The organism is Streptomyces sp. NPDC107454, assembly GCF_055582885.1.
This window is the reverse complement of record NZ_JBVJPA010000008.1, coordinates 41976-62031: the sequence shown is the minus strand read 5'-3', so window position 1 is coordinate 62031 and position 20056 is coordinate 41976. Positions and strand designations below refer to the sequence as shown.

At 70.8% G+C, this 20056-nt stretch carries 17 protein-coding genes; 6 read left to right on the top strand and 11 right to left on the bottom strand.

All coding sequences use genetic code 11. From position 1 onward, the window contains the following. Positions 1-48: 48 nt before the first annotated feature. Positions 49-720, bottom strand: coding sequence for an endonuclease NucS (gene nucS, locus ACZ69M_RS21130; RefSeq protein WP_060901300.1), 672 nt, complete (start codon positions 718-720; stop codon positions 49-51). Positions 721-964: 244 nt separating this feature from the next. Here nucS and ACZ69M_RS21125 point away from each other — a divergent pair, with 244 nt between their 5' ends. Beyond that, positions 965-1357, top strand: a complete 393-nt coding sequence (locus tag ACZ69M_RS21125; RefSeq protein WP_067369067.1) for an SCO5389 family protein — start codon at positions 965-967, stop codon at positions 1355-1357. Between the two features lie 257 nt (positions 1358-1614). Here ACZ69M_RS21125 and ACZ69M_RS21120 read toward each other — a convergent pair whose 3' ends face one another. Continuing rightward, on the bottom strand, positions 1615-2643 hold the full coding sequence (locus tag ACZ69M_RS21120; protein WP_470051807.1) for an LLM class flavin-dependent oxidoreductase: 1029 nt from the start codon (positions 2641-2643) through the stop codon (positions 1615-1617). A 220-nt stretch (positions 2644-2863) separates the two neighbouring features. Between ACZ69M_RS21120 and ACZ69M_RS21115 the strand changes: the two genes are divergently transcribed. After that, on the top strand, positions 2864-3196 hold the full coding sequence (locus tag ACZ69M_RS21115; protein ID WP_054233208.1) for a hypothetical protein: 333 nt from the start codon (positions 2864-2866) through the stop codon (positions 3194-3196). 39 nt (positions 3197-3235) lie between these two features. Here the strand turns inward: ACZ69M_RS21115 and ACZ69M_RS21110 are convergent, their stop codons facing one another. From ACZ69M_RS21110 to ACZ69M_RS21100, 3 genes are all read right to left on the bottom strand, one after another. After that, a complete protein-coding gene (locus tag ACZ69M_RS21110) occupies positions 3236-4081 on the bottom strand; it encodes an ABC transporter permease (protein ID WP_470051805.1) in 846 nt (281 codons plus the stop codon). After that, complete coding sequence (locus ACZ69M_RS21105) at positions 4078-5295, bottom strand: ABC transporter ATP-binding protein (RefSeq protein ID WP_470051803.1); 1218 nt, start codon at positions 5293-5295, stop codon at positions 4078-4080. The genes ACZ69M_RS21110 and ACZ69M_RS21105 overlap by 4 nt, the downstream gene beginning before the upstream one ends. A 235-nt stretch (positions 5296-5530) precedes the next feature. After that, the gene (locus tag ACZ69M_RS21100) at positions 5531-6421 is read right to left on the bottom strand and encodes a hypothetical protein (RefSeq protein WP_470051801.1); all 891 of its coding nucleotides are present in this window, start codon (positions 6419-6421) and stop codon (positions 5531-5533) included. A gap of 201 nt (positions 6422-6622) precedes the next feature. On the opposite strand from ACZ69M_RS21100, the gene ACZ69M_RS21095 reads away from it, so the two are divergent. Next, positions 6623-7585 carry a hypothetical protein gene (locus ACZ69M_RS21095; protein ID WP_470051799.1) on the top strand — a complete coding sequence of 321 codons (963 nt, stop codon included), beginning with the start codon at positions 6623-6625 and terminating at the stop codon, positions 7583-7585. Here the strand turns inward: ACZ69M_RS21095 and ACZ69M_RS21090 are convergent. The 5 genes from ACZ69M_RS21090 to mce all read right to left on the bottom strand — a co-directional run bounded on the left by ACZ69M_RS21090 (position 7582) and on the right by mce (position 15199). Continuing rightward, positions 7582-8352 (bottom strand): ABC transporter permease, encoded by a 771-nt coding sequence (locus tag ACZ69M_RS21090; RefSeq protein ID WP_470051797.1) that lies wholly within the window; start codon positions 8350-8352, stop codon positions 7582-7584. The two genes, ACZ69M_RS21095 and ACZ69M_RS21090, sit on opposite strands and share 4 nt — an antisense overlap. A 2-nt stretch (positions 8353-8354) precedes the next feature. Further along, positions 8355-9305, bottom strand: coding sequence for an ABC transporter ATP-binding protein (locus tag ACZ69M_RS21085; RefSeq protein WP_470051795.1), 951 nt, complete (start codon positions 9303-9305; stop codon positions 8355-8357). Positions 9306-9522: 217 nt separating this feature from the next. Further along, entirely contained in the window at positions 9523-10458 is a 936-nt protein-coding gene (locus tag ACZ69M_RS21080; RefSeq protein ID WP_470051793.1) for a cellulose-binding protein, read from the bottom strand. Positions 10459-10641: 183 nt separating this feature from the next. Further along, positions 10642-14493: a polarized growth protein Scy gene (gene scy / locus ACZ69M_RS21075; protein WP_470051791.1), complete on the bottom strand. Its 3852-nt coding sequence runs from the start codon at positions 14491-14493 to the stop codon at positions 10642-10644. Between the two features lie 265 nt (positions 14494-14758). Beyond that, positions 14759-15199, bottom strand: a complete 441-nt coding sequence (mce, locus tag ACZ69M_RS21070) for a methylmalonyl-CoA epimerase (RefSeq protein ID WP_054233200.1) — start codon at positions 15197-15199, stop codon at positions 14759-14761. 146 nt (positions 15200-15345) lie between these two features. Between mce and ACZ69M_RS21065 the strand changes: the two genes are divergently transcribed. From ACZ69M_RS21065 to ACZ69M_RS21055, 3 genes are all read left to right on the top strand, one after another. Next, complete coding sequence (locus ACZ69M_RS21065; RefSeq protein WP_099920628.1) at positions 15346-16548, top strand: acetyl-CoA C-acetyltransferase; 1203 nt, start codon at positions 15346-15348, stop codon at positions 16546-16548. Positions 16549-16589: 41 nt separating this feature from the next. Then, complete coding sequence (gene meaB / locus ACZ69M_RS21060) at positions 16590-17546, top strand: methylmalonyl Co-A mutase-associated GTPase MeaB (protein WP_470051789.1); 957 nt, start codon at positions 16590-16592, stop codon at positions 17544-17546. A gap of 627 nt (positions 17547-18173) precedes the next feature. Continuing rightward, a complete protein-coding gene (locus ACZ69M_RS21055; RefSeq protein ID WP_470051787.1) occupies positions 18174-19454 on the top strand; it encodes an MFS transporter in 1281 nt (426 codons plus the stop codon). 42 nt (positions 19455-19496) lie between these two features. Here ACZ69M_RS21055 and ACZ69M_RS21050 read toward each other — a convergent pair whose 3' ends face one another. After that, positions 19497-19973 (bottom strand): MarR family winged helix-turn-helix transcriptional regulator, encoded by a 477-nt coding sequence (locus tag ACZ69M_RS21050; RefSeq protein WP_054233196.1) that lies wholly within the window; start codon positions 19971-19973, stop codon positions 19497-19499. Positions 19974-20056: the final 83 nt, after the last annotated feature.

The following is a 20056-nucleotide window of genomic DNA, read 5'->3' as shown; positions in this document are numbered from 1 at the left end:
ACTTCTGACCGGTGAACTACATGGCCGATTGAGTCAAAGTCGTTCGAATCAGAACAACCGCAGCTTGTCGTCCTCGATGCCCCGCAGCGCGTCGTAGTCCAGGACCGTGCAGCCGATGCCGCGGTCCGTGGCGAGGACGCGGGCCTGCGGCTTGATCTCCTGGGCGGCGAAGACGCCGCGGACCGGCGCGAGGTGCGGGTCGCGGTTGAGCAGCTCCAGGTAGCGGGTGAGCTGCTCCACACCGTCGATCTCGCCGCGGCGCTTGATCTCGATGGCGACGGTCTGGCCCTCGCCGTCGCGGCACAGGATGTCGACGGGGCCGATGGCCGTCATGTACTCGCGGCGGATGAGCGTGTAGCCCTCGCCGAGCGTTTCGATGCGGTCCGCGAGGAGCTCCTGGAGGTGCGCTTCCACGCCGTCCTTGATCAGGCCGGGGTCCACGCCGAGTTCGTGCGAGGAGTCGTGGAGGACTTCCTCCATCGTGATGATGAGCTTCTCGCCCGCCTTGTTGATGACGGTCCAGACGCCCTCCTCGTCGCCCGAGCCCTCCTTCAGGGTGCAGGGCGGCGACATCCAGTTGAGGGGCTTGTAGGCCCGGTCGTCAGCGTGGATCGAGACGCTGCCGTCCGCCTTCACCAGGATGAGACGGGGGGCCGACGGGAGATGGGCGGTGAGCCGGCCCGCGTAGTCAACGGAGCAGCGGGCAATGACGAGACGCATGGTCCGCAACGCTACTCGACGGGCGGAGGTCCACGCGATTCGCCCTGGAAGACGCCTGTTCGGTCGTGGCTGATTGTGGGCCTACTGGGAGTTCGCTATGTGCGCATTCTCCTGGTGCCGTCACCGTACGTTGCTTACCGTATAAACGGGAGGTCGCGATGCGTGTACTCAGAGTGTTCGACATCGCGAATGTCCCTTACCTGTCCGGCAACCCCCGAGGTCTGGGGGTGCGAGAGGAGAACCCATGTCGCTCGACGTCTCACCGGCCCTACTCGAGAAGGCCGAGCGAGGCGAGGTCGACGAAGCAGAATTCGTCGACTGCGTCCGGACCTCCCTGCCCTACGCATGGGAGATGATCAGCTCCCTGGTGGCCCAGCTGAAGGTGGACGGCGGCAACTTCGCCGACAACCAGACGCCTCCGCCGGACGAGCAGGCGCGTGGCCAGCTGCTGCGTGCGCTCGCGAGTGACGCGATACGCGGCGCGCTGCAGCGGCACTTCGGTGTGCGGCTGGCCTTCCAGAACTGCCATCGGGTGGCGGTGTTCCCACTGGACACCTCAGTGGACGACACACTGGCACGCTTCACCTCGGTGCGCAGTCAGCTGCTGAATCAGTCGCCGGAGTTCCGAGACTGCTGACGTGACGCCTTGATGCCGCATTGCTTGCCGCTCTGTACGCGGGAGGTGCATCTGTACGGGGCGGCAGGCTCCCCCGGATCCCCGGGCCGACGGCGGGACGCGGATCGTGGGTGGGTGGGTGTGTGCGTCGGGTCAGGGAGACCGGGTTGTCCGGGCCGCGGGGCGGGACAAAGTCGGTTGTGGGGCCCTGGAGACCCTTGGTGGGCCCAGGGCGCCCGCACCCTCTCCCGGGCCCACGCCGTCCGCGGTGACCTGTCTCAGCCGAGGTGGGGGAGTACCTCGGAGCCGAGCCGTCGGACGTTCTCCTCTGTCGCCGCCAGGTCGCCGGAGCCCTCGACGAGGAGGGCGAAGCGGGAGATGCCGGTGCGCTCCGAGGTGGCCGCGAGACGGTCGGCGCACAGGCGCGGCGTGCCCACCGGGTGCAGCCCGCACAGGAGTTCCGTGTACGCCAGTGGGTCCCGCATCCCGCGGGCGCGGCCGTCGACCGTCACATGCGCGTCCAGCCCCTGCCTCAGCCAGCCGGGCATCGCCTTGAGGAGTGTCTCGACGGCGTCGGTGCGCCGGTCCGCGATCTGGCAGACGCCGGCCGACACATGGGCCGCGCCGAGGATCTCGTCCGTCGAACGGCCTGCCACACGCGCCAACTGTCGCCACAGGGATACCATTTCGGCCTTCTCCTCGTCACCGACATGCATACCGAGGAGCATCGGCAGCCCCCGCTCGGCGGCGAGCCGCACGCTCGCAGGCGAGGTGCACGCGACGACGACCTCGGGGCCGGGGGAGCCGCTCAGTGACTCCGACGGCCGGGGCACGACGGGCACTTCGCGGAACCTGAACCGCTCGCCCCGCGCTTCCACGGACGGCTCGCGCAGCCAGCGCACCAGCAGATCGAGTGATTCAGGGAACCCCTTCTCGTATGCCTCCAGGCCCGCGCCGAAGACCTCCAGGTCCACCCAGGGCCCGCCCCGCCCCACGCCCAGGGTGAAACGGCCGCCGGACGTCACGTGCAGCAGCGCGGTCTGCTCGCCGAGGGCGACGGGGTGGACGGTGGGCAGTACGCTCACCGCCGTACCCACGCGGATGCGGCTGGTGCGGCCCAGCAGCAGGGCGGCCAGGGTGACCGCCGACGGGCACGTCCCGTACGGCACGAAGTGGTGCTCGGCCAGCCACACCGCGTCGAGCCCGGCCTCTTCGGCGACCTCGGCCGTGCGCACCGCGCGGTGCAGGGCCTCCCCCTGGCCCTGGCCCGGGAACTGGGCCGCCAGTACAAAACTTCCAACGTGCATGGTGCTTTCCTGCTTCCTCGGCTCCGACGCGGAGCTCCCCCACCGGCATAACCGCCCGACACGTGCCGAGGACACGGCCTGTCGGAGAGATTTGCGGATTGTCTGCAGAATGAGCCGACGGGAGGGCGATCTGAGGGGGTTGGTGAGGTACGGCTACCCCTGTCTGCTCCGCGTAGGCTGGAGCAGACCCTGCTCCCTGTATAGCTCCGTGAGGTGTCCTGTGTCCCCGCGTCGCAACCGTCCCAAGGGTTCCGACCCCTCCGACCGGAGCGCGGAGGACGACCGCTCCGGGCGGTACGGCGGCTGGCAGTCCACGGAGAGCTGGCAGGGCGAGGAGTGGAGCGTGCGTCATGTGGCGGGCGCCAGCGCCGAGGGCAAGACCTACCGCTGCCCGGGCTGCGACCAGATGATCCCCTCCGGCGTCCCGCACGTGGTGGCCTGGCCGGAGCACTCGGGCGTCGACGAGCGCCGCCACTGGCACAAGGCCTGCTGGAACGCGAAGGACCGCCGCACCTCAAGGGTGCAGCGGTCCCGTAACGCGCCCAGGTTCTAGGCCACTTCGGGTTCTGGGCCACTTCGGCCCGGAGCGGACTCACACGTCCCGGCGCTCCAGCAGCACGTACGCGCCGGCGATCGCCGCCGCCGTCACCCCGGCGAGCAGGCCGAGCTGCGCGCCGCCGCCGCTGCTCTCGTTGTCCAGCGCGAACATCCTGGCGAGGGCGTTGGGAGCGGCGTACTCCTGCATCTTCTCGCCGATCGTGCGCATGCTCTGCGACATCATCAGGAAGGCGGGCAGGATCGCGGGCACCAGCACGACGCCGAGCATCGTGGTGATCGCGCCCGCCGAGTGCCGCAGCATCGAGCCCACCGCGAGGGACAGGACGCCGAGGAGTGAGACGTACAGTGCGCCCTTGACGACCGTGCCGCCCCACGAGACGTTCGAGGAGCCGCTGTGCATGGCCGAGGTCATGAGGCCGACCAGGCCGATGGAGAACACCGAGACGGCGAACGCCACCGCGAAGAAGATGATCAACTTGGCGGTGAGCACCCGGTGGCGCTGCGGCGAGGCTGTGAACGTCGTGCGGATCATGCCCGTGCCGTACTCGGAGGAGACGACCAGGACGCCCAGCGTGATCAGGCAGATCTGGCCCAGGATCAGCCCGAAGAAGGCCGGGATCGTGTACGGCACGTCGGTGAAGTCGGAGTCGTGGGTCTGCGCGGCGACCAGGAAGCCGATGCCGACCACCAGGAGCAGGAAGATGCCGAGCGTCCAGAGCGTCGAGCGCACCGACTTGATCTTCGTCCACTCGGAGGTGAGCGCGTGGCCGAGGTGGGTGCGGGTGACCGGGATCGGCGAGCTGTACGAAGTGCCGGGCGCCGCCTGCCAGGTGGGGGCAGCGGCGGCCTGCTGCGGCATCGGGGGCGGGGGCGTGCTCATCGGGCGTCCTCGGGCTTGGTCAGGTCGGGGGTGGCGGGAGCGGCCGGCGCCGGGGGCGCGGGGGTCTGGGGAGCGGGCTGGGCGTACGGGTTGACGTCCGCGGCACCCGGCGCACCCGGGGCGCCCGGAGCGCCGTAGGGACCCGCCTGCGGGGCGCCCTGGGGCATCGCGAACGGCTGCCCGCCCTGCTGGGGCGGCGGCGGTGCGTACCAGCCCGGCTGGCCCTGTCCCGCGACCGGCAGCTGCGGCGGCATGGCACCCGGCGGCAGCTCCTGCTGGAGCCCGGCCTTCTGGTCGATGGTCGAGCGGTAGTCGACAGCGCCCTGCGTCATCCGCATGTACGCCTCCTCCAGCGAGGCCTGGTGCGGAGAGAGCTCCCACAGGCGTACGTCGGCGGAGTGCGCGAGGTCGCTGATGCGGGGCAACGGCAGGCCCGTCACGCGCAGCGCGCCGTCCTGTTCGGGCAGCACCTGGCCGCCCGCCTCGGTGAGCGCGGCGGTCAGCTTCTCGCGCTGCTGCGGCTCGGTCTCCGGGGTGCGGACCCGGGCGAAGTCGGCCGAGTTGTGCGAGATGAAGTCCTTGATGCTCTGGTCGGCGAGCAGCTGACCGCGGCCGATCACGATCAGGTGGTCGGCGGTCAGCGCCATCTCGCTCATCAGGTGCGAGGAGACGAAGACGGTGCGGCCCTCCGCCGCGAGCGCCTTCATCAGGTTGCGGACCCAGAGGATGCCCTCGGGGTCGAGACCGTTGACCGGCTCGTCGAAGAGCAGCACCTGAGGGTCGCCGAGGAGCGCGGCGGCGATGCCGAGCCGCTGTCCCATGCCGAGCGAGAAGCCCTTGGAGCGCTTCTTGGCCACGTCCTGCAGCCCGACCACGCCGAGCACCTCGTCGACCCGGCGGGCCGGGATGCCCGACAGCTGGGCGAGGCAGAGCAGGTGGTTGCGGGCGTGCCGGCCGCCGTGCACGGCCTTGGCGTCGAGGAGCGCGCCGACCTGACGGGGGGCGTTGGGCAGCTTGCGGTAGGGGAAGCCGCCGATGGTGACCTGCCCCGAGGTGGGGTTGTCGAGGCCGAGGATCATCCGCATCGTCGTGGACTTGCCCGAGCCGTTGGGCCCGAGGAAGCCGGTGACGGCACCCGGCCGCACCTGGAAGGAAAGGTTGTACACGGCCGTCTTGGCGCCGTAGCGCTTCGTCAGGCCGACTGCCTCGATCATGCTCCGCACCCATCGAAAGGTTCAGGACGTCGGGGCGCACGCCCCCGTAAGGGTTAGGAGGATAGCGGGGCGCTGACGGTTCCACTCAAGAGGAAGTAAAAATGTGCAGGTCACGCGGGGGACGGGCGGGAGAACGCTCTTACCTGGGGCCTTACCCGCACCCTACCTTTGTCAGGTACCCGTCCTGCCTGGTCAGGCTGGAAACGGAACCTCCGCACCCGATACCGAACACGCCTCACGCCCGACGGGGCAGTGAGTCGTCCAGCGGCGGCAGATCGTCGTACAGCCGCAGCTCGGACGTGTCGTCGACGTACGGCAGGAAGTCCGTCTGCGGCAGTACCCAGCCCTCCTCACCGAAGACCAGCGTGCCCCGCTCGCGCAGCGCCTGGTCGGCTCCCGCGCGCCGCACCCAGGTGGCCGGGTCGGGACCGAGCAGTTCGCGCAGCCGGGCGGAGCCCGCCAGCAAGGCGGCGAGCAGCTGCGCCTGGTCGCCGCCGCCCGGACGCGGCTGCCCGGTGGCCGGATCGGCGAGCACCCCGTGCGCGCTGAAGTAGATGTACGCGCCGCCGAGCCGCTCCCCGGAGGGCATCGTCATCGCGAACGCGTCGCCCGGGAGTATCGCCCGCCGGTAGTCGGGGAACTCGGTGTCGTCGACCGCCTTCAGCTGCGTCGAGTCCAGCCAGGTGACGACGAGCGTGGTCTCGGCGCGCGGGTCGACGTACGGCGTCCCCGCCACGTACCCCGCCGGACTGATGTGTCCCGAGCAGCCCACCCCGATGCCGTGCACCCGCACCGGCACCATCGGCACCGTCGCCGGGATGCCGAGCCGGGTCAGCTTGTGGGCGACCTGGCCGGGGGAGGCGTTGGAGCCGACGGCGATCACCGGGTGGCGGTGCCCGGTGCCGACCTGGCCGAGGTCGGCGAGCGCCTCGTCGAGCCGCTGCTGCTCCTGGCGCTCCTCCACGTACCACTCGCCGAGCCGCAGCGGTCGCACGTCGAGCTGGAGCAGTTCGCCGCCGGTGAGCAGCGAGGGCTCGGTGGTGGGACGGCCGGGATAGGTGAGCGGCTGCTGCGCGGGCACGTCGTCCAGGCCCAGCGCGTGCAGGCTTCGGTCCTTCGTCGTCACGGTGACGCCCTTCGGGGGTGGTCGCGCGATACCGGCAACAGCGTTCCACGCGAGTTGTACCCGGGGCGGGGCCTGGTCTCCCCGTCTGGGCGGGGTTGGCCGGAACGGACACCGGGAATCATGCCGTCCCATTGTACGAGTGGGGGCGAAGTGGGTTACGGGGGACGTGAGTTGAGGTTGATGAGACGCGGGTGGAGTCGGGTGGGGTCCTCGGGGCGGGGACGGGCCCATCCGCGCTTCCGTACGTCCGTTCGCTGGTGGATCGCCGGACGTACCGTCCACGCCCTCCTCCTGATGACGCTGGGCGCGCTGGCCGGGCTCTCCGTCGTCATCGCGACCGCGTGGACGCTCACCGAGCACTCGTCGCGGTCGATGGCGCAGCGGTTCTCGAACGGGGAGCGGCTCTTCGACCTCAGCCTCGCGGTGCTGCGGGCGAGTGTCGGCACGGACAATCTCAGCCCCGAGCCGGACAGCACCGCGCACCAGCTGCTCGCCACGGTGGCCTCCGTCACGGGCTCCCTGGTGCCCGCTGTGCTGCTGGGCATCGTCCTGATCAAGATGTTCGCGCTGCGGCCGTTCGTCTGGCGGCAGCGGGCCAGCGTCTCGCACGCCTGGACCGCGGACTTCCCCGGCTACTCGAGGCGCCACGCCGACAGCGAGGACGCGATCATCGCCGTCCGCTTCTACAACCGCTTCGACAACCTGTCCGTCGTGGATCTGCGTGCCCGTGCTCATCTGCGCTACCTGGAGCGCTCCCCGCACGACGGCAGCCTGGTCATCTACAAGCAGTGGCTGAAGGTCCTGGACGCGCAGGGCGAACCGGCCGACGAGCGGTACTGGCTCGCGGTCGAGCGCGGGGCGCCGTTCACCGTGTGGATACCGGTCGAGGCACCGGTGCCCGAACTGCCGTTCCGGCGTATCCAGGGCAAGGATCTGTCCGGCTCGTACGGCGTCAAGCTCCTCGTCCGGCTGACGGCGCGGACCGTGGGCCTGGGCACCGAGGTCGCCGACGAGCGCTGGTTCGACCTGGAGGCGGGCGACTTCGAACTCGGCCGCTTCGTGCCGCTCCAGCCGGACCTGGACAAGGACGTGTGGCGCTGGGAGGGCTGGACGGACTTCGACGCCCTGGAACCCCACCCGAACGGCGAGGACCCCAGGCCCTAGGCGTCCCGCCTCTTCAGCAGCAGATAGCCGCCGAGGAGCGCCGCGACCACCCAAAGGACCATGATCGCCAGGCCGCCCCAGGGTCCGTACGGGGTGTCGTCGCCGATGGGGGTCACCACCCGCATGATCTTGCTGCCGGCCTGGTCGGGCAGATAGCGGCCGATCTTCTTGGTCGCGGACACCGCGCCGAGGATGTTGGAGATCAGGAAGAAGAACGGCATGAGGATGCCGAGCGAGAGCATCGGGCTGCGCAGCATCGTCGCGACGCCCATCGAGAAGACCGCGATCAGCGTCATGTAGAGGCCGCCGCCGAGCACCGCGCGCAGCACCCCGGAGTCGCTGATCGACGCGCTGTGCGTGCCGAGCGCCGCCTGTCCCAGGAAGAAGGCGATGAAGCTGGTGATCATGCCGACGGCGAGGGCGAGGCCCGTCGCCACCGCGATCTTGCCGAAGAGGAACGTGCCGCGCTGCGGGACCGCGGCCAGCGAGGTGCGGATCATCCCGGTGCTGTACTCGTTGCCGATCACGAGCACCCCGAACACGATCATCGCGAGCTGACCGAGGGTCATCCCCGCGAAGCTGATGAACGTCGGGTCGAAGGAGAGCCGGTCCTTCTCGCCCATCTTGTCGAACTCGTTGTTCGACAGCAGCGAGATCAGGATGCCCAGCGCGATCGTGACCACCGCGGCGAGACTGAGCGTCCAGACGGTGGACGCGACGGACCGGATCTTGGTCCACTCGGACTTGAGGACCTGGGTCGCCGCCATGCTCAGGTCTCCTTGTTCCAGCCGCCGCCCCACTGCTGGGGTGGGGCATCGGTGTGCGCGTGGTACTCCACCGACTCCGCGGTCAGCTGCATGAACGCCTCCTCCAGGGAGGCCTGCTGGGGGCTCAGCTCATGCAGCACGATCTGGTGCTGTGCGGCCAGCTCACCGATCTGCTCCGACTTCGCGCCGTCCACCTCCAGCGCCCCGCTGCCGCTCTCGACGACGGTGATCCCCGCCCCGTGCAGGACGTCGAGCAGCCGTTCGCGCTGAGGGGAGCGGATACGGACGTACGACCGCGAGTTCTGCGCGATGAAGTCGGCCATGGAGGTGTCCGCGAGGAGGCGGCCCTGGCCGATGACGACGAGGTGCTCCGCGGTCAGCGCCATCTCGCTCATGAGGTGACTCGACACGAAGACCGTACGGCCCTGGCCGGCCAGCGACTTCATCAGGTTGCGGATCCAGTGGATGCCCTCGGGGTCGAGGCCGTTGACCGGCTCGTCGAACATCAGGATCCGCGGGTCGCCGAGCAGCGCGCCCGCGATGCCGAGTCGCTGGCCCATGCCGAGCGAGAAGCCCTTGGCCTTCTTCCTGGCCACCGAGGTGAGGCCCACGGTGTCGAGGACCTCGTCCACCCGCGCCTTGGGGATGCCGTTGCTCTGGGCGAGACAGAGGAGGTGGTTGAAGGCGCTGCGGCCGCCGTGCATGGCCTTGGCGTCCAGCAGGGCGCCGATGTACTTCAGCGGGTCCTTGAGGTGGTCGTAGTGCTTACCGTCGATGCGTACGTCGCCCGCGGTGGGGCGGTCGAGGCCGAGCATCATCCGCATCGTCGTGGACTTGCCCGCGCCGTTCGGACCGAGGAACCCCGTGACGATACCGGGTCTGACGGTGAAGGTCAGATGGTTGACCGCCACCTTCTCGCCGTACCGCTTGGTCAGCCCCTCTAGCTCGATCATGCGCACACGGTAGGACGCCGCGTTGGGCCGTGCCACCTGAGAAGAGGGGTCTTTGCCGCTTGTTCATCGTGCTTGACCGCGGCGCCCTCGTGGCTTGTCGCGCCCACGCGGCGGAGCCGCGAAATGTCACAGCCCCGCGCCCCTCACGGGGCACGACAACGGCCCGCATCCCGAGGAGGGATGCGGGCCGGAGCCGATACCAGGAACCGGACCGGAACTACCGGGACTGCTGGGCCGGAACCCCGCGGGAGACCGGCTCGTCCTCGGCCGGCGTGGTCGCGGCGGCCACCGCGGCGCCCGTGAGCGTCGCGAGCATCTCGCGGACGTTCGTGAGCTGAGCGTTGATCGAGTCGCGACGGTTCGTCAGCGCCGCCAACTCGCGCTCGGATTCCGAGCGGATGCGGTCGGCCTTGGCGTTCGCGTCGGCCACGATGTCCTCGGCCTGGCGCTGGGCCGTCTCCACCGTCTGGCGGGCGCGGCGCTCGGCGTCCGTGCGCAGCTTCTCGGCCTCCAGGCGGAGCTGCTCCGCGCGGTGCTCGATCTCCGCGAGGCGCTTCTCGGCCTTGGCCTGACGCGACGCGAGGTCACGCTCGGACTGCTCGCGGCGCTTGGCGAGGTTCGTCTCGAAGTCGGCGGCGGCCTGCGCGGCCTTGGCACGGGTCTCCTCGAAGAGGGCGTCCGCCTCCTCGCGCTTGGACTGCGCGTCCTTCTGCGCCTCCTGGCGCAGCTGAGAGGCGTCGCTCTTGGCCTTCTCGACGATCCGGACGCCCTCGTCCTCGGCCTTGGACTTGCGGTCTGCAGCGAACGATTCTGCGTCGTTGCGGACCTGCTGGGCGGCCGACTCGGCGAGCTCACGGTGCTGCTCGGACGCGCGACGGGCCTCCTCGCGCAGATCCTTCGCCTCCTCCTCGGCGAGGCGGAGGATCTTCTCGACACGCGCGCCGAGACCCGCGTACGACGGCTCGGCGTCGGTGACCTGGGCCTGGGCGTTCTGCGTCTCGAGGTGGAGTTCCTCGATGCGCTTTTCGAGAGCAGTGATACGGGCCAGAGCGCTGTCACGGTCGGAGACGAGCTTCGAAATGCGTTCGTCCACCTGAGCGCGGTCGTACCCACGCCGCACAAGCTCGAAGCCGTAGGGGGAAGTGTCGCTCATGGGGTTCCTGTCGAATGAGACCGGTGAGGTGATAGGGGGAATCCTAGGGGCCAAAGCGGTGTGTCATCGAGCGGATGCGTGTTTGATCTGGAGAATGAGACTCCTTTTGGGTGGCTAACTGTCAGACGGCTTGCCAGAACCTGTGGCAAAGGTCCGTGCAAAGCACGGAATGGGTGGTTATGGCTACCCTTCTGACGACTTGCCACTCGAACGAGTTGCACCGGCGGCAGCGCCCGCTTTGACCCCACCGTCCTTGCCTGCGGACGGGGCCTCAAAGGACTCCAACGCCTCCAGGACATCCTGGACACGGGAGATCTCGGCGTTGATGTCCTCACGCCGGCGGATCAACACCTCCAGCTCGCGCTTGCCCTCCTCGACCGCGGCCCGCGCCTCGCGGATGGCCTCGGCCTTGATCTCCGTCGCCTCCGCGATGAGCGAGCTCTTCTTCTGCTCGGCCTCCTTGAGGAGCCCCTCGGCCTTCTTGACCGCGGCGATACGGACCTTGCTCGCCTCGGAGTTGGCCTCCGACACCAGGTCCTTCGCCTTCGCCTCGGCCTCGGCGAGCTGGTCCTCGGCGGCCCGCACCAGCGCGTCGCAGCGCTCGCCCGCCGTCTTCATCGCCTCGGCCGACTCACGCCTGGCCCGCTCGTGCAGTTCCTCGATCTCGGTGGTGACGCGGTCGCGCAGCTCCTCCGCCCGCTCCCTTATGGCAGTCGCGTCCCGGCGCGCGCCGACCAGCAGCTCGTCCGCGTCCGCACGGGACCGCTCCACCAGGGTGTTGCCCTCGACGGTCGCCTCGGAGACCAGCCGCTCGGCCTCGTTGCGTGCCGCGCCCACCATCGTGTCGGCCTGCGACTCGGCGTCCGCCGTGGTCTTCTGCGCGCTCTGCTGCGCCTCGGCGAGCAGCTTGTCCGCCTCGGACGCCGTCTCCGAGATGAGGGTGTCGACCTGCTCGGCCGCCTCGGAGCGCCGCTTGTTGGCCTCCCGGCGTGCCGCGTCCAGCGTCCGGTCGGCCTCCTCGCGGGCACCGGACGTGAGCCGCTCGGCCTCCGCCGCCGCCTCGGCCTTGACCCGCTCGGACTCGCTGCGGATCCGCTCGGCGTGCTGCTGCGCGGAACCGACCGTCTCGGCGGCCTCGGCCCGCAGCCGCTCCGCGTCCCCGGTCGCGTCCGAGACCAGCCGCTCGGCCTTGGCCACGGACTCCGCGCGCACGCGCTCGGCCTCGGCGTTCGTCTCGTTCGTCAGCCGCTCCGCCTCGGCGCGCGCCTCAGTGATGAGCGTGTCGACCTGCGTGGCCGCGTCCGAACGGATCCGGTTCGCGTCCTCCCGGGCCTCGGCACGGCTGCGCGAAGCGTCCTGCTCGGCGTTCGCGATGGCGTCGGAGGCCTCGGTGCGCACCCGCTGGGCGTGCTCGGCGGCCTCCGAACGCAGCCGCTCGGACTCGGCGATCGCCTCCGAAACCGTACGCTCCGCGAGCGACTTGGCGGCGTCCGTCTCCTCGGCCGCCTCGCGCCGGATACGGCTCGCGTCCTCGGAGGCCCTCTCCCGCTCCGCGTACGCGTCGGCGCGGACCCGGTCCGCCTCCTCCTGCGCCTCGGTCCTGGTCCGGTCCGCCGCGTGCTCGGCGGCGCTGCGCAGGCCGGTGATCTCCTCCTGGGCCTGCTCGTGCAGCCCCGCCACGGCGTCGCGTACCTGCTGCGCGGTCTGCTCGGCGCTGGAGACCATCTCGGTCGCGCGCCGGTCGGCCTCCTCGACCAGCCGTACGGCCTCGGCCTGGGCCTCGTCGACACGGTTGCGCGCGGAGGCGAGGAGCTCCTCGCTCTGCTCGCGGGCCCGCTCGCGCTCCTGGTCGGCCTCCTGGCGCGCGGAACCGAGGAGTTCCTCGGCCTCGCGGCGGCGCCGGGCGGCCTCCTCCTGGGCGGCGGCCAGCGTCTCCGCGCCCTCGGTGGCCAGCCGCTCGGCCGCGGCCTGGGCCTCGGCCCGTACCCGGTCGGCGCTGTCCTGGGCCTCCGACTTCAGCCGCTCGGCCTCCGCCGCGGCCTCCGACCGCAGTCGTACGGCGATGTTCTCGCCCTCGGCACGCGACGCGGAGGCGTCCGCGGCGGCCTCGTTGCGCAGCCGCTCCGCCTCCGCCTCGGCCTGTGCCTGGAGCGTACGGATCCGCTCGGCGGCCTCCGAACGCAGCCGGTCGCTCTCCTCGGCGGCCTCGCGGCGGATCCGCTCGGCGTCCGCCCGTGCGTCGCTCAGCGCCTGCTCGGCCGAGGCGAGCCGCTGCTCGGCCTCGGTGTGCAGCCGGGTCAGCTCCTCGGCGGCCTCCGTCCGACGGGCCGCTATGGCGCGCTCGGTCTCCTCGCGCAGCGCCTCGGCGGCCCGCTCGGCCTCCGCCTTGATCGTGTCGGAGAGCTCGACGGCCTCCTCGCGGCCCCGCTCGGCCTCCTTGCGCGTGCGCTCCAGGGTCTCCTCGGCCTGGCGGCGCAGCGTCGTGGCGCGCTCGATGGCCTCGGTGCGCACCCGCTCGCTGTCGCCGGTGGCCGTGTTCCGCAGCTCGTCCGCGTCCGCCTTGGCCTTCGCGAGCAGCTCTTCGGCGGTCTTGGCCGCCTCTTCGATCTGCTGGACGGCCTCGCGCCGGGCCTCGGAGCGGATCCGCTCGCCCTCGGCATTGGCCTCGGAGCGCAGCTGCTCGGCCTCGCCGCGCAGCCGGCGCGCTTCCTCCTGCAGTTCGACCGTCTTGGCGCGGTACTCCTTGGTGTCGTCCTTCGCCGTGCCCTTGAGCTGCTCGGCGATGTCGTGCGCCTCGGCACGCAGCCGGTCCGCCTCGGACTCCGCCTCGGTGCGGATCCGCTCGGCCTCCTCGGCCGCCGCCTTCCTGGTCGCCTTGGCGTCCTCGGACGCCTTGTCCAGGACGTCCTCGGCGGTACGGGCCGCCTTGGAGAGCTGGGAGGCGGTCTCCTCGGCGGTGAGGCTGCGTGCGGTCTCCTCGGCCTCCGCGACGATCTTCTCGGCCTTGGTCTTGGCGTCCGCGACGGCCTGCTCGGCGTCGGACTTGGTGGTCTCGGCCTCCTTGGTGGCCTCGCTGACCAGCCGGGCGACCTGTTCCTTTGCCGTCCGCGTGCGCTGCTCGTTCGCTGACTCGGCGCTCGCCAGGGCCTTGGCCGCGGTCTCCTTCGCCTCGGCGACGACCTTGTCCGCCTCGGTCCGCGCCTCGCGCAGCGCCGACTCGGCCTCCGTCATGCGCTGCTCGGCGGCCCGGCTCAGCTCGGTGGCCTGGCGGCGGGCGCTGTCCGACTCGTTCGCCGTGGAGCTGCGCAGCTGCTCGGCGTGGTCGGTGGCCTCCTGGGCCTGCATCGACGCGGCGTTCAGCAGCCGCTCGGCGTCCGTACGGGCCCGGCGCAGCAGCGCCTCGGCCTCCGCGCGGGCCGACTCGGCGTCGTTCGTCAGCCGCTGGCGGGCCTCGGCGGCGGTCCGCTCGGCCTCCGCACGGGCGGCACTCAGCGCCTGGTCCGCCTCCGCGCGCGACTCCTCCAGGAGCCGGCGGGCCTGCTGCTCGCTGCGGGCCCGCAGCTGCTCGGCCCACGCCACGTTCTCGTTGACGTGCGACTCGACGGTCTGACGGCGCTCGGCCAGTTCCTGATCGAGCTGCTGGCGGCGCGCGACCGCCTCCTGGTGCAGCTCGGCCTGCAACCGGGCGGCCTGCTCAGCGTGCTCCTGGAGGATGCGCTGCGTCTGCGCCCGGGCCTGGCTCATCTCGCGCTCGGCGTCGGCGCGCAGCTGATCGGCCTGGATCTGGGCATTACGGAGCAACTGCTCGGCCTGATAGCCGAGGTCGCCGCCGCTGTCGTAGGCAGGCCGGGTCGCCAGACTGCGGCGCGCCTCGTGCAGCTTGGCGCGCAGCACCTCGACCTGATAGCCGAGGTCCTCGGCGTGCTGGACGGCCTTCTCCCGCTCGGTCTTCAGCCGTTCCATCTCGGCCTCGAACCGAGAGAGGTGGTCGACGTCAGCCGCCGGCTCTCGCTCCTGGCGTTCGTAGCCCCGCACTGCGCGGTCCCATCCGTCCCCTGGTCGCAAGTCTCTCCAAACGAACCCCGTCCATCCGCCGAACGGGGCCCCCGGGGAATGGTGTCAGATCAACAGCGGAGCACGGGCTGCCGCCCTGACGCTCGTCCCCCGAAACCTGGACCCCGGCCCTTGACCACGCCGTCCTGAGGACGGCATGACCTCAGGGCCCGTCGCCGGACAGGCCCTGGGCCGCCCCGAAACGGCAGCGGCCACCCCCAACCCTACCGGCCCAGATATACGGAGGTCAGTGCTCAGGTGACTCAACAGCCGCCGAAGTGACCAGTTCTGTCAGGACACCATGGCAATCCTTTGGGTGAAGGAACGTGATTCGTGACCCCATGGAGCCGCGTCGGGGCTCGTCGTAGAGCACTCGTACGCCTTTCTCCCTGATATCGGCGGCATCGGCGTCGACGTCCGCCGTACCGAACGCGATGTGATGGACACCTTCGCCGTTCTTCGCCAGCCACTTCCCGACGGCCGAGTCCTCGCGGGTCGGCTCCAGGAGCTGGAGGTAGGAGGCGCCGCCGTCGGACGTCTCATTGATCTTGAGCATGGCCTCGCGGACGCCCTGCTCCTCGTTGACCTCGGAGTGGAAGACCTCGAAGCCGTACGTCGCCCGGTAGAACTCGACAGTCGCGTCGAGGTCGAAGCAGGCGATACCGATGTGGTCGATTCGCGTCAGCATGGAGTCAGTGCAGCGCTCATACGGCGGTTACGCAACGTGCGCGCGATCACACTGACTGCCGGATGACGGGTGGCCTACCGCTCAGTACATTCAAGTAAACCCTCGTTCACTCCTCGGCTGTGCAGCCGGTAAGGGGATCGCACCTCATGTCTGGAACGAACAGCAGTACCTCGGTGATCGTCGCGGGCGCCCGGACGCCCATGGGACGGTTGCTGGGCTCGCTGAAGTCCTTCTCCGGGGCCGACCTCGGAGGCTTCGCGATCAAGGCCGCCCTCGACCGTGCGGGGATCGGTGGCGACCAGGTGCAGTACGTGATCATGGGTCAGGTGCTGCAGGCCGGCGCGGGCCAGATCCCGGCGCGCCAGGCCGCGGTCAAGGCGGGCATCCCGATGAGCGTCCCGGCGCTCACGATCAACAAGGTGTGTCTGTCCGGCCTTGACGCCATCGCGCTCGCGGACCAGCTGATCCGCGCGGGTGAATTCGACATCGTGGTCGCGGGCGGCCAGGAGTCCATGACCAACGCGCCCCACCTGCTCCCCAAGTCCCGCGAGGGCTTCAAGTACGGCGCGATCGAGATGCTCGACGCGATGGCGTACGACGGTCTCACCGACGCCTTCGAGAACATCGCCATGGGCGAGTCGACGGAGAAGCACAACACACGCCTGGGCATCGCCCGCCCCGAGCAGGACGAGATCGCGGCCCTCTCCCACCAGCGTGCGGCCACCGCCCAGAAGAACGGCATCTTCGAGGCGGAGATCACGCCCGTGGAGATTCCGCAGCGCAAGGGCGAGCCCGTCGTCTTCAGCAAGGACGAGGGCATCCGCGCCGAGACGACGGTGGAGTCGCTGGCCAAGCTGCGCCCCGCGTTCACCCGGGACGGCACGATCACGGCGGGCACCTCCTCGCAGATCTCCGACGGCGCCGCGGCCGTGGTCGTGATGAGCAAGACCAAGGCGCAGGAGCTCGGCCTCCAGTGGATCGCCGAGATCGGCGCGCACGGGAACGTCGCGGGTCCGGACAACTCCCTCCAGTCCCAGCCCTCGAACGCGATCCTGCACGCCCTGAAGAAGGAGGGCCTCGACGTCTCCGACCTCGACCTGATCGAGATCAACGAGGCGTTCGCCGCGGTCGCCGTGCAGTCAATGAAGGACCTCGGCGTATCCACGGAAAAGGTGAACGTCAACGGTGGTGCCATCGCCCTCGGTCACCCGATCGGGATGTCCGGCGCCCGTCTCGTGCTGCACCTCGCCCTGGAGCTGAAGCGGCGCGGCGGCGGGGTCGGCGCGGCGGCGCTGTGCGGTGGCGGCGGGCAGGGTGACGCGCTGATCGTGCGGGTACCCAAGGCCTGAAGCCGTTGTCTCTTTCCTGAACGGATCTGAACGGAGCTGTGATGCAGGACGTCTCCTCGCTGGTGGCCCAGGCCAGGGAAGGCAGGCCGCGGGCCGTGGCCCGGCTGATCTCCCTGGTGGAGGGGGCGTCCCCGCAGTTGCGCGAGGTCATGGCGGCGCTGGCCCCGCTGACCGGCAACGCGTACGTCGTCGGGCTCACCGGCTCTCCGGGCGTGGGCAAGTCGACCTCGACCTCGGCGTTGGTGACGGCGTACCGGCGGCAGGGCAAGCGGGTCGGGGTCCTGGCCGTCGACCCGTCCTCGCCGTTCTCCGGAGGCGCCCTGCTCGGCGACCGTGTGCGCATGTCCGAGCACGCCTCCGACCCCGGCGTCTACATCCGCTCGATGGCCACGCGAGGCCATCTGGGCGGTCTGGCCTGGGCGGCCCCCCAGGCCATCCGCGTCCTGGACGCGGCGGGCTGTGACGTGATCCTGGTGGAGACGGTCGGTGTGGGCCAGTCGGAGGTGGAGATCGCCTCCCAGGCCGACACCTCGGTGGTCCTGCTCGCCCCCGGTATGGGCGACGGCATCCAGGCGGCGAAGGCCGGAATCCTGGAGATCGGCGACGTGTACGTGGTGAATAAGGCCGACCGGGACGGTGCCGACGCGACCGCGCGTGAACTGAACCACATGCTCGGGCTCGGCGAGTCCCGGGGGCCCGGGGACTGGCGGCCGCCGATCGTCAAGACGGTGGCGGCGCGGGGCGAGGGCATCGACGAGGTCGTCGAGGCCCTGGAGAAGCACCACGCCTGGATGGAGGAGCACGGTGTCCTCGACGAGCGCCGTCGCGCCCGGGCGTCCCAGGAGGTCGAGACGATCGCCGTCACGGCGCTGCGCCGGCGTATCGGTGACCTTCACGGTGACCGCCGTCTCAGTGCGCTCGCGGAGCGGATCGTGGCGGGCGAGCTGGATCCCTACCGGGCGGCGGACTCATTGGTGGAGGGCCTGACGGAGGCCTGAACCGGGGGTTCCCGCCCCCCGGGCGCGTTCTTCGCCTGCGGGCCGCCGGGGGCTGCTCGCGCAGTTCCCCGCGCCCCTTGGACGGGGCTGCGCCCCGAATCGCGGCCTGCCCGTTGTCGTTCGGCTGCGGGTGGGTGGGGGCTGGTCGCGCAGTTCCCCGCGCCCCTGAGGCGGGGGCTTCGCCCCGCATCTCCCGGCCGCAGGAGGTTCTTTGGCTGACGGCCGGTGGGGGCTGGTCGCGCAGTTCCTCGCGCTCCTGGGGCGGGGGCTGCGCCCCGCATCTCCCGGCCGCTGGAGGTTCTTTGGCTGACGGCCGGTGGGGGCGGGGCGCGCAGTTTCTCGCGCCCCTGAAGGGCGCTGGCGCGCGTCTTCAGCCCGTCCGGCGTTTGAGGACGAGCCCTTCGGGCGATGCGGGGGTCGAAGGGGCGGAGCCCCTGGGATGGGACGGGTAGGGGCGGCGGGGGCGAGGAAACCGGTGGCTTTCGGGGCTCGGCGGTCGCTGTTACGTTAAGGCGCATGTTCCTCCTCTTGGCATAGGGCCCGCCCCGGCCCGCGACGAACACCGGTGGGTGAGTCGTCGCGGCACTCAGGCGACCCCTTTCCCCCTCCAGGTCGAGGAACCCCGACATGTCTGCGCCCGCGCCGCGGCCCTCGTACGCCGCGTTCTTCCGCATCCCCCACACCCGCCACACCTTCACCGCCGCCCTCATCGGCAGACTCTCCTACGGCATGGTCTCGCTGGCCGTGATGCTCAGCGTGACCGAGGCCACCGGCTCGTACGCCGCCGCCGGCACGGTCATGGCACTGTTCGGCGCGGCAAGCGTGCTCCTGTCACCCGTCAGGGCGGCCCTGATCGACCGCCACGGCCCCCGCCGCGCCCTCATCCCGATGGCCTCGCTCTACGCCACGCTGCTCGCGACCCTCGCGGCAGCGGCCTGGCGGCCCGGAACACCCGCACCCGCCCTCGCCGCCCTCGCCGTCACCGCGGGCGCCTGCACGCCGCCCCTCGGCCCCACGGTGCGCGCCCTGTGGGGCGAGGTCATCGAGGACGACCGGGTCCTGCAGCGGGCGTACAGCCTGGACGGGATCGCCGAGGAGATCCTCTTCGTCTCGGGTCCGCTGCTGGTGGGTGCGGTCGTCCAGTTCGCACCCCCGGCCGCCGCGCTCGCGCTCTGCGCGCTGCTGGTGTGGGCCGGAACCCTCGCCTTCGTCCTGTCGCCGGCCGTGGCGGGCGTACGCCCGGCCGTCACGAAGCCCGTCGCACGTCCAGGGCGCCGTTTCCGCGACGGGCGCGCGCTCCTGCAGCCCGTCGTCGTCGCGGCGGGCGTCGGCCTGTCCGTGGGAGCCGTCGACCTTCTGGTGATGGCCTACGCCACACGGCACCATCACGGGAACGACGTGGTGGCCTGGGTGCTCGCCGCACTGTCGCTGGGCAGCGCCCTGGGCGGCCTCCTGAACGGCGCCGTCGACTGGCGTAGGCCCGCACGGGCGCGGCTGCCGCTGCTGGCGGGCGGCCTGGGCCTCGCCCTGGCGGCCGCGGGCCTCGCTCCCGGCCTCGGCATCCTGACCGTCGCCGTGGCCTGCGCCGGATTCTTCGTCGCCCCGGCCCTCACGACGTCGTACCTGATCGCCGACGAGGCGGCCCCGCCGGGCCGCCGTACCCAGGCCGGGGCCTGGGTCAACACCGCGGTGAACGCCGGAAGCGCGAGCGGCACCGCGGGAGTGGGCCTTCTGGTGGGCCACCTGCCTCTGGGCCTGTGCTTCGCGATCGCGGGAGCCGTGGCGGTGGCGGTGGGCGTGCTCTCGGCGCAGGGTGCTCGTGCGGCGAGGGCGTCGCACGGAGCCTCCAGGGACACGCCCGAGCTGACCCGCGGAACGGCGCGACCAGCCACGGACTACCCGCAGTGACAGGCAACCCGCGGCTACGGCCGGCCCGCACTCACCGAGCCGTTACGGCTTACCCCGCTGCCCCCGCAAATGCTCCGCGATCGGCCGCAACGACTTGTGCAGCTCCTCCAGGGCCTCCGGGGACAGCAGATCCATGAAGTGCCTGCGCACGGACGCCACGTGGTGCGGGGCGACCTTCTTCATCGTCTCCATGCCGTGCTCGGTGAGGACGGCGAACAGTCCCCGGCGGTCGGACTCGCAGTTCTCGCGCCGGACCAGGTCCGCGTTCTCCATGCGGGTGATCTGGTGCGAGAGCCGGCTCTTGGACTGGAGGGTGGCGGCCGCGAGGTCGCTCATCCGCAGCCGGAAGCCCTCCGACTCGGAGAGGTTCACCAGGATCTCGTAGTCGTTCATCGTCAGCCCGAACGGCTGCAGATCCCTTTCGAGCTGGTACGTCAACAGCCTGTTGACCTCCAGGTGGGTGCGCCAGGCGCACTGCTCCGCATCGGTCAGCCAGCGCGTGGCCGTCTCGGTCTCCATGAATGAAGTCTACCTAAAATGTTGAAAGGCGAACTAGTGAGGGTGGTGTGACTACGCGCACGCGTTCGACGTCACACTCCGCA